The organism is Nakamurella sp., assembly GCF_044224575.1.
Classification (GTDB): Bacteria; Actinomycetota; Actinomycetes; order Mycobacteriales; family Nakamurellaceae; genus Nakamurella.
Map to the genome: position 1 here is coordinate 71,977 of NZ_JBGAKE010000026.1, position 8,004 is coordinate 79,980.

The 8,004-nt window shown below is 67.7% G+C and carries 8 protein-coding genes; 4 read left to right on the top strand and 4 right to left on the bottom strand.

Annotated features, from left to right (window positions below):
* The first annotated feature begins 18 nt into the window (after nucleotides 1-18).
* Both ACILSK_RS22015 and ACILSK_RS22020 read left to right on the top strand, forming a co-directional pair.
* Nucleotides 19-2,727, top strand: coding sequence for a LuxR C-terminal-related transcriptional regulator (locus ACILSK_RS22015; RefSeq protein WP_395729331.1), 2,709 nt, complete (start codon nucleotides 19-21; stop codon nucleotides 2,725-2,727).
* A gap of 100 nt (nucleotides 2,728-2,827) precedes the next feature.
* On the top strand, nucleotides 2,828-3,292 hold the full coding sequence (locus tag ACILSK_RS22020; RefSeq protein ID WP_395729332.1) for an Imm8 family immunity protein: 465 nt from the start codon (nucleotides 2,828-2,830) through the stop codon (nucleotides 3,290-3,292).
* Nucleotides 3,293-3,432: 140 nt separating this feature from the next.
* Here ACILSK_RS22020 and ACILSK_RS22025 read toward each other — a convergent pair whose 3' ends face one another.
* The gene (locus tag ACILSK_RS22025; RefSeq protein WP_395729333.1) at nucleotides 3,433-3,996 is read right to left on the bottom strand and encodes a hypothetical protein; all 564 of its coding nucleotides are present in this window, start codon (nucleotides 3,994-3,996) and stop codon (nucleotides 3,433-3,435) included.
* A 219-nt stretch (nucleotides 3,997-4,215) separates the two neighbouring features.
* Here ACILSK_RS22025 and ACILSK_RS22030 point away from each other — a divergent pair, with 219 nt between their 5' ends.
* Nucleotides 4,216-4,965 (top strand): maleylpyruvate isomerase family mycothiol-dependent enzyme, encoded by a 750-nt coding sequence (locus tag ACILSK_RS22030; protein ID WP_395729340.1) that lies wholly within the window; start codon nucleotides 4,216-4,218, stop codon nucleotides 4,963-4,965.
* A 487-nt stretch (nucleotides 4,966-5,452) separates the two neighbouring features.
* Here the strand turns inward: ACILSK_RS22030 and ACILSK_RS22035 are convergent, their stop codons facing one another.
* Both ACILSK_RS22035 and ACILSK_RS22040 read right to left on the bottom strand, forming a co-directional pair.
* Nucleotides 5,453-6,199, bottom strand: coding sequence for a hypothetical protein (locus ACILSK_RS22035; protein ID WP_395729334.1), 747 nt, complete (start codon nucleotides 6,197-6,199; stop codon nucleotides 5,453-5,455).
* A gap of 115 nt (nucleotides 6,200-6,314) precedes the next feature.
* Nucleotides 6,315-6,686 carry an excalibur calcium-binding domain-containing protein gene (locus ACILSK_RS22040; protein ID WP_395729335.1) on the bottom strand — a complete coding sequence of 124 codons (372 nt, stop codon included), beginning with the start codon at nucleotides 6,684-6,686 and terminating at the stop codon, nucleotides 6,315-6,317.
* 419 nt (nucleotides 6,687-7,105) lie between these two features.
* Between ACILSK_RS22040 and ACILSK_RS22045 the strand changes: the two genes are divergently transcribed.
* Entirely contained in the window at nucleotides 7,106-7,327 is a 222-nt protein-coding gene (locus ACILSK_RS22045) for a hypothetical protein (protein ID WP_395729336.1), read from the top strand.
* Between the two features lie 140 nt (nucleotides 7,328-7,467).
* On the opposite strand, the gene ACILSK_RS22050 is transcribed toward ACILSK_RS22045, so the two are convergent.
* On the bottom strand, nucleotides 7,468-8,004 hold a 537-nt coding region (locus ACILSK_RS22050; RefSeq protein WP_395729337.1), incomplete at its 5' end, for a ribonucleotide-diphosphate reductase subunit beta.

Genomic DNA, 8,004 nt, shown 5'->3' on the forward strand with positions numbered 1-8,004 from the left:
CTCCACTATCGTTCCGATATGCCGGTACCAGTCCGCGAGGAGCTCGCTGCTGCGGTGGTCACGACGCTGATGGCCCCCGACGGCCCGCGGACGGTCATCCTCGGCGGGCCCGGTGGCATCGGGAAGAGTTCGCTGGTCGCCGTGGTCGCCGCCGACGTGCGCGCGGCCGGTCTGGATGTGCGCTGGGCCCGAGCGACGGAGTCCTCGGTCCGGTCGCCGTTCGGAGCGGTCCTTGACCTGGTGGGGCTGCCCGTGGTGCTGCCCCCGCCGGCCAGCACGCCGGACCTGATCCTGGAGCGAGCCGCCGAACTCAGCCAGGACCGGCCGGTGCTGTTCGTCGTCGACGACGTCCACCGCGCCGATGCCGACTCGTTGACCGTGCTGTGGCGGCTCGGTCTGGCCGCCGCCGACCTGCCGATCCGCTTGCTGCTGACCCGCCGGCGGCAACCACCCCGAGAGCTGCTCACGCTGCTGGCGACCAGGAGTCACGTCGCCGAGATTGATCTGGGCCCGCTGACCCACGCCGAGACGGCCGCCTTGGTCACCGACCAAACCGGTGCGGACCCGTCCCCGCGGCTGCTCGCCGCCCTGGCCTCGGCCGGTGGGAGTCCGCTGCACGTCACGGCGCTGATCCGCCACCTCGACCAGCAGGGCCGACTGGTCCGGGTGGGCGCGACGCTGGACGTTACCGAGGACGGACCGCTGACCGCCGTCTCTTTCCTCGAGTCGGTCTCCGAACAGATCGCCTCGGCGTCCGGGCCGGCCCGTGAACTGCTGCGGGTGCTGGCCGTGTGGGCCCAGCCGGTTGCCCCGTCCGAACTGGCCCGACTCCTGGACACCACCGTGCTCAAGCTGTCCACGGCAGTCGACGAATTGATCGACGCCCGGCTGCTGCAATGGTCCGGCGAGGACGTGGACTTTGTGCACGACACCATCAGGGACGTCAGCTACGACACGATCGACAGTCGCACCCGGCGGATGATGCATCGGTCCTGCGCGCAGGTGCTGGCGACCCGCAGCAACGCCGCCGAACTAACCGCGTATCACCTGGAACGCTCCGCCGGCACCGTCGATACGCCCACCCTGACCGTCGAGCTGCGCCAAGCGGCCAGCTTGTCTTCGCCCGGTGTCGCGGCCGACATGCTGGCCACGGCAGCGAATCTGTCCGGACAGGACCCGGCGTCGTCGACCGCCATCGCGGTGGACCGAGCGCACGCCCTGCTCAAGGCGGGCCGGATCGAGGAGGCTGCCCAGGTGGCCCGGCAGGCGCTTCCCGCCGCCGCCGACCCGCACGCGGCGGCCCTGATCAGGCTCCTGATCCTCACCCACAGCACCAGGGGGCAGATCGCCGCGGTCGACGCGCTGATCGCCAACGTGCTGGCGTCCGGCCGGGTGCCGGAACCAGCTCGGACGCGGTTGATGTGGAACGGCCGATGGCCGCACATCCTGGCCGGCGAGGTCGCCGGGATCGACCGCACCCAGGCCGCCGAGCTGGAGATCACCGCAGCGACCGGAGCCGCGCCGGTCGCCGCTGCGGCCTTCGCCGCGATGCTCGACGGGGACGGGATCAGTGCGGTCGAGTGGGCCGAACGAGCAGCGCAAGGACACGCGCGACTGGCCAAGATCAACTCTGCCGAAGTCGCCTCGATGGATCTGTGGCCGCCGATCTTTCGCCACTTCACTTATGGGACGACGAACGCTGCAACCTATATCGACCACTGGCGGCGACAGTCGGCCGACCGCGACGACGCCTGGGTTGATCCCTACCACCTGTTCGTGTCGGCCAGTATTGCGCTGGCCGCCGGCCGCATCGACGACGCCGCCGCCGAAATCGATGCGGCGCTGGAGTCCGACATCGAGGCGAGCCTGGGGTGGACGTCCACCAGCATCGCCGCCCGCTGCGAAATCGACGTCGACCGCGGGAACCTGCAGTCCGCCTTCCGCAGGATGCAGGAATTCCGGGCCAGGAACCTGCCCAACAGTCTGGGGCTGCCCGTTTTTGACCTCGTCGACGCCGAAATTGCCCTGAGTCAAGGTGATCCGGACCGGGCCGTCACGCTCGCGACCCAGTCCTGGGAGCTGGCCGACGACGCCGGGAACCGGTTGTGGCACCTATTGTCCGCCATCCGCACGGCCGAGATCGCCGTTGCCGCAAGACGGTCCGAGCTCCTGAACCGGGTGTGGCTCGGTGTCGAGACCTTTGACGTTGACCGGCTCCCGACCGCCGGCCCGGTGGCCCACGCCGTCGCCGGCGCCGTCACCCATGACGCGGCACGGACGGCAGCCGCCGCGGACGAGCTGGTCGCTCTGGGCAACGTCCGAGATTCCGCGCGAGCCCGGGCGGTGGCCGCAGTGGTGGCCGCCGATCACGGAAGCCGTTCCGCGGCGCGGGATCTGGGCCGCAGGGCCCAGGAGGCGTTGCTCGCCGTCGGCGCAACGGCCCGCGCCCGGGCCCTGACCGCCCGGCTGCGCGATTCCGGGATCAGCATTGGCGTGTCCGGTCGTCGCGGACGACCCAAGACCGGCTGGGAGTCGCTCACACCCACCGAATACTCGATCGCGGAAATGATCGGGGCGGGGCGGACCGGTCCGGACATCGCCAAGTCCCTGTTCATCTCCCCGCGCACCGTGCAGACGCACGTCTCGCACGCACTGGCCAAGCTCGGCCTGACCACCAGGTTGGAGCTCGCCGCGGCCGTCGCCGGCCGCCGGGCGCCGACCGGCTGACCGGCGACGAAGAGCGAGGATTTCCCGACGGGGGTGGTGGTCCACGTGCCCCGCGCTCTTGCGGTTCGCGGATCGAATCGTCAGCGTCGACAATGTGCGGGTGAACGACCCGCTACCGAGCCGGATGCACGTCCACGGCGTGTTCTTCTCCGATGGTTCGGATTCCGCGGAATGGAGTCCGGTCGACCCGACCTGCTTCTACGTGCAGGGGATGGCGTTCGTCGGCCCCGCCGAGGACGGACCGACGGACGCTTTCGACTTCGCCGTCTGCACACCCCGTTGGCTCGTCGACGCGGTCGAAGCCGCCCCAACGGACGGCACCCTGGCCGGCTCCCGATGGTGGCTCGCGGGCCGCCGGGTGCTGCTCGGGCGGGGAATGATCTTCGTTGCGCGCTGGACCCGCCAGCTCGTCGAACAGGCGATCACCGAAGCGTTCAGCGACATCAGCGGGCCGACCTGGGGCTTTGCGGCGGAGCGCGCGGGCCGACTCCTGCCCTGGGAGTACGACTACCAGCACGACGACCGGATCGACGATTTCATGCGAAACCGACCGGAGAGCCTTTGAGGCTCTGGCCGAGGCCGCGGTCCCCGCAACCGGCCTCGGACCGTTGACGCCGGCACCCCCACCAAGTTCGGCGACCGTCCGGTGCCCGTTGCGTGCCGCTTGAGGCGCCCTTCTTCAGCACATTTCCCGGGTATCCCTGGTCAGAATTCGTCGTTGTCGGCTCCGTCGGCCAGCTCGGACCAGAACGGGACGTGGGCAGGCTCCTGGTCCGGTTGCCGCGGCAGGTGGAACTCGTGGGCCAGGTAGCCGGCAAGATCGGCGCCGTACACGATGACGTCGCTCTGGCTGACGGAGAAGACCGGGGTGGGCTCGATGGTCGGCGCGGCGGGTAGGTAGCGGTGTGAGTAGATCGGGACGAGCGTGGGCAGGTAGCGGATCTGAGCGCGAGCAGTCAGCACGGCTTGCCGATCATCAGGCGGGCGAGTGCCCCAGGACCGGGGCCAGAAGTCGCTGTTGAGCACGTCGAAGATCAGGCCTTCTTCCGGCCAATCGAGACGGTCCTGGATCGCGTGCATCGGGTGCCGGCGCCGGTCGACCCACCCCGGACCGAGCGGCAGTGCCTGCGCCAGAAAGCGACGATGGACCGGAGCGAAGGCGAACCCGAACCGTTGCTCGACGCCGGTGAGTTCCTCCTCGCTCAAACCCAGATCGACGGGGATACCCGCTGCGTCCAGTTGCCGGGTCCAGGTGGTGGCCCATTTCATCGGACCAGCATGCGCCCGGTAGTCATAGACCTCGCTGCCGACGCCCAGATGGTCCCTGGCTCGGAACGTCAACGAGGAGAGCTCCGATCGGGTCGATGGATGGAGGAATACGAGCGGATCACGGCCGTTTCGCCGCGGGCCAGGAGACTTATTCGCTGGCTCGGCCAAGAGGTCAGGTGATACACAGCGCGAGTGCATCAGCCTCCTGAGTTCACCGAAGTGCTCGAGCTAGTCGACGAACGGTCAGCGACTTTTCGTGCCGTGGTGCGGTCCGCATCCGACGTGGGCGTGCAGGTGCCGACCTGCCCCGGGTGGACGCTGCTCGACCTGGCCCGGCATCTCGGTGGCGGGCAGCGCCGCTGGGCCGCAGTTGTCTCCGCCGGCCCCGAGGGCGGCAAGCCTGCCCAATCCTCGTCAGAGATCGGCGGGTCCGGACCCGCGGACCGCGAGGCGCTACTGGAATGGCTGTCCGAGTCGACGCAGGAGCTGCTGGGCGCGCTCCGGGAGGCCGGACCGGACCGTGGCTGCTGGTCGTGGTGGGGCCACACCGAGTCGCCGCAGACCAGCGGCGCCGTCGGCCGGCACCAGGTGCACGAGGCTGCGATGCACACCTACGACGCCCAACTCGCGGTGGGGGACACCCAGCCGGTACCGGCCGCGATCGCGGCCGACGGGGTCGAGGAGTTCAACGTCACCTGTGGCACGACCACCCAGGCGTGGCCGTACGAGCGTGCCGTGGTCGACATCCATGCATCCGAAGGCCAGTCGTGGCGCGTGACCCTGTCAGCCGCAGGCGCAAGCGTGAGTCGCCTCGCCATCTCCGGCTCAGACATCGGGGCCGCCGACGCCTCGGTGAGCGGCACGGCCAGTGACCTGATGCTCATGTTCTACGGCCGAATTCCGCTGGAATCGGTGGAACTCGGCGGGGATGTGGAAGTGCTCACCCGGCTGCGCGAGTGGGACACGTAGGCATCAGCCGGACGCGGCTCACGTCGTCAAGAACGCCGAACGTGGGTGCTCAACTCGTGGACCCCCGGCGGATCGAACGTTCCGGCCGGCCATCGCCGGGTGGCCGGACACATGTCGGTGCACACCGACATGTGTGACGGACTCGATGACATCGTTCCGCCGATCGTTGATCTCGACGCGTGCGCGATCGGTCTCGAGGCGTCCCCGTCGACATGCGGATCCCCCGGGACTGCGGGAAGCGCCGGCCCGCTTCCTGGCCGGGTGGGTCTGGCGAGTTCGGATTGCGGATCAAGACCTGCGTCTATCCGGCGACCTTTCCGTGCTGGCCCTGGCGGTGGCGGCCGTCACGGTGCGGTCAAAAGGCTGACCGCTCAGATAGTGTCGAGGTCTGGGACTGTCGTTGGCTTCACGTGGGAGATCGTCCGGCGCAGCCTGATTCCACCCGATCCTTCCAGGCTTCCCCCGTTCACTGGATCGACTCGAATCGTCAGGACGGTGTGATCGTCCAGTTGCCATCGGCAGTGATGTCGACGATTGCGGGGGTGTCGATCGCCTTCGTTCCGGAGTAGGCGCCGATCTCGTTGACGAGCAAATCCAACCCGGACGAACTTGCAGCGTGAACTGCGAAATTGCTGTCGCCGTCGTGGGTAATCGCGACCTTGGTCCCGGTATTCACCCAAATGACGCTGTCGCCGGTCCCTGACGTTGCCTCGGGCGCGGTCGTGATGTCGGCGATGTCCATGGTCCAGGAACCATCAGCCGTGACCTCCGCAGTGGTGGTGTTCTCGCCGTTCCGAATGTCGATGAGGTGAGTTCCTGAGTATGAACCGATCTCGTTGACCAGAAGGTCATTGTCGGTCTTGACGACGACGTTGCTTTGGCAATCGGGACAGGAGAAGGTGAGCAGTGCGGCCTTGTCGGCGGGTTTGGTGATCGTCACGACGTCGTCGCCTGTGCCCTCAAAGTGCTCACCCAGGATCGGCTCGTAGGCGGACGACGTGGGTGACGAGGTCGTCGACTTCGACGAAGTGGTCGAGCTGCTTGTTGTTGCCGAGGACTTGGTGGTGGTGGTGGTGGTGGTGGTTGCCGCCGATGATGTTGATTCACTGGACGGTGAGGGCGTTGATGTTGATGTCGACGTGGCCGGCGTTGGCGTACCAGCCTGCTGTGAACCACATCCAGCGACGACCAGCGCGCAGCAGGACAGGATTACGGCGATTCGACGGATCTTCATGCGTCCCCCCAAGGAGTTGCTCGGCGTTGAGCTGCACCAGGACGAACCGCCCCCGCTAATTCCCCTGTGCATTGATTGTGAGCCCGTCCGGTGGCGTGCGCCACCCGACCATCCGCTATCGCGGATCTTGCTCGCAGCCGATGCCGTTGTGGTTGGAGTCGAGCTCCTCGTTGAAGCCGGGCTCGCCGGAATTGATTGGCCGGCCGATGGCGTCCCACACCGCGGTGCAGTTTTCGTAGGTGATGTTTACCGGTGCTGGCGTGGCCGCCGCGGGGGCTTCGACTGTCGTGGCCGGCACCGCCACGGGCACAGGCTGCTCCGCCGGTGGCGGATTCACCGTCGGGATGGGCGGTTCGGACGACGCTGAGAAGGCGGTTGTGATGCTCGGGACGGGCGAAGGTTGGTTCTCGCTCGATGGCTTCCCGTCGCGGCCGAGGAGGTGTGCCCCGGCAACGACGATCACCACCGCGGAAGGCGCAATGATCACGCCTTGGACCCATCGCGTGCGACGCATTGTTGAAGCAGAAGGTGACGCCATTGTCGTTCCCCCGGGGATTCGGACCGCAATGTCCGATACGGATCGTAGTCGGGGAGGCACGGACTGGTCATCACTCGATCGGTCAGATCACCCTCCCCAACCGCCGGGCAGCATCGCCGCGATCTCGAGCATTCGGCTACCTCGAGTGGCTGCACGGCATCATGGTCCGGCTCGCCGCGTTCCGCGGATGGGTCGAGGAACCGCTGCAGCAGGCCCACCGTTTCTGCATTGAACGGGACCTGATCGCTCGGTTCGAAAGACCTCGGCGCCAGAGCCCGGATCGGCAGCACACGGCGACCTTGACACTGGACATCGACCCCGACGGGATCCGGCATCTCACGATCACGGTGTAGGACCGCATAGGCTCGGTGGTCGCCACCAAGGAAGGACTTCTCCGGCCGTTCCTGTGCGACATCGATAGCTGGCGGACCCTCAGCAGCCGTTTCCGCTGGACTTCGGCGTCCTCGCTCGCGACGGAGGACGCCGTGATCGCCTTCAGCATGTCCCTGCCGAGAGTCGACCGGACAGTCGATCACGCGTCCATGCGAATGCCAGAACGCGGTTTCAAGGCCGGCAACTCCCCGATCTGATCGGAGGCACCCATCAGCGGGTGTGTCCGCGGTTGGGCGCGGGGACCTGGTGGCGGCGGCGGGCATGGTGCAGTCGAACCGCTGACCGCCCGGGTGGTACCGGGGGAGAGGGCGACCCTCGCCCCCGGCACCCAGGTGGGTCAATCCCAGGCCAGGCCACCGCCGGTCTGGTACTCGATGACCCGGGTCTCGAAGAAGTTCTTCTCCTTCTTCAGGTCCATCATCTCGCTCATCCAGGGGAACGGGTTGTCCGTCGGCGGGTGCAGCGGCGCCAGGCCGATCTGGGCGCAGCGGCGGTTGGTGATGAACCGCATGTACTGCTCGCACTGCGCCGAGGTCAGGCCGAGCATGCCGGTCGGCATGGTGTCCCGGCCGTACGCGATCTCCAGATCGCAGGCCTTGCCGAGCATCCCCCGCACCTCGGCCTGGAACTCGGCCGACCACAGGTGCGGGTTCTCGATCTTGATCTGGTTGATGACGTCGATGCCGAAGTTCAGGTGGATCGACTCGTCGCGCAGGATGTACTGGTACTGCTCGGCGATCCCGACCATCTTGTTGCGCCGGCCGAGCGAGAGGATCTGCGCGAATCCGGTGTAGAACCACATGCCCTCGAAGATCACGTAGAACGCGATGAGGTCCCGCAGGAACGCCTGGTCGGCCTGCACGGTGCCGGTGCG

Coding starts and splice junctions, on each gene's coding strand:
- ACILSK_RS22015 (WP_395729331.1), top strand. CDS start 19: ATGCCGGTACCAGTCCGCGAGGAGCTCGCTGCTGCGGTGGTCACGACG.
- ACILSK_RS22025 (WP_395729333.1), bottom strand. CDS start 3,996: ATGAAATGGGCCACCACCTGGACCCGGCAACTGGACGCAGCGGGTATC.
- ACILSK_RS22035 (WP_395729334.1), bottom strand. CDS start 6,199: ATGAAGATCCGTCGAATCGCCGTAATCCTGTCCTGCTGCGCGCTGGTC.